The organism is Sulfitobacter sediminilitoris, from assembly GCF_010667575.1.
Classification (GTDB): Bacteria; Pseudomonadota; Alphaproteobacteria; order Rhodobacterales; family Rhodobacteraceae; genus Sulfitobacter; species Sulfitobacter sediminilitoris.
On record NZ_JAABNT010000093.1, the window covers coordinates 1 to 587 of the forward strand.

1 protein-coding gene is annotated in these 587 nt (G+C 63.7%); it reads left to right on the plus strand.

What is annotated here, in order from left to right:
• The coding region (locus tag GV827_RS23265; RefSeq protein WP_164356728.1) for a hypothetical protein at window positions 1-491 on the plus strand (491 nt) is incomplete at its 5' end.
• Between the last annotated feature and the right edge of the window lie 96 nt (window positions 492-587).

Below are 587 nucleotides of genomic sequence, written 5' to 3' on the forward strand. Positions count from 1 at the left end.
GTACTATGACCGCTAGGCGCAGTGTGCTGGCCTTTGCCGCCGCCAGCGGACGGGTGGCCCATGTCCTTGTGGTTCAGGGCACCGTCAAGAGTGTGGGCATGTCCCGGAAAGCGAGCGTTGGACCCAAAGAGGCCCGGGCCTACGCCGCCCGGCAGATTGAGCGGTTCCGGCCAGACAACGTGATTACCGAGAAGCTCCTGGCCCGCTCAAAGAAGGGGGCCAAGACACGGAGGATCATTGAAGCACTGAGATCGGTTGCGGAGCTAGCAGATGTGGAGAGCATTGCCGTGGTGCGCGGGCAGGCCCATGCCAATCGGTTTGTCGAAGCACAGGACCTGGCACGCCGGTATCCCACACTGCAGCCCTATCTGCCCAAGGTGCGTCGGCTCTGGGACCCCGAGCCCAAGACCCTGATTTACTTCGAGGCTCTGTCGCTGATTGAAGCCACCCTTGGCCAGGCCCCGTCGCTGCCCCGCAGGCCTTCAAGCTAGCCCTCCCTCTCCCCCTTCGTGGGGTGCGTCCGAGATGGTCTCGGGCGGCCACCCGACCGGAGGGAAGAGAGATGACGACAAAAGAAGAACCAGGGC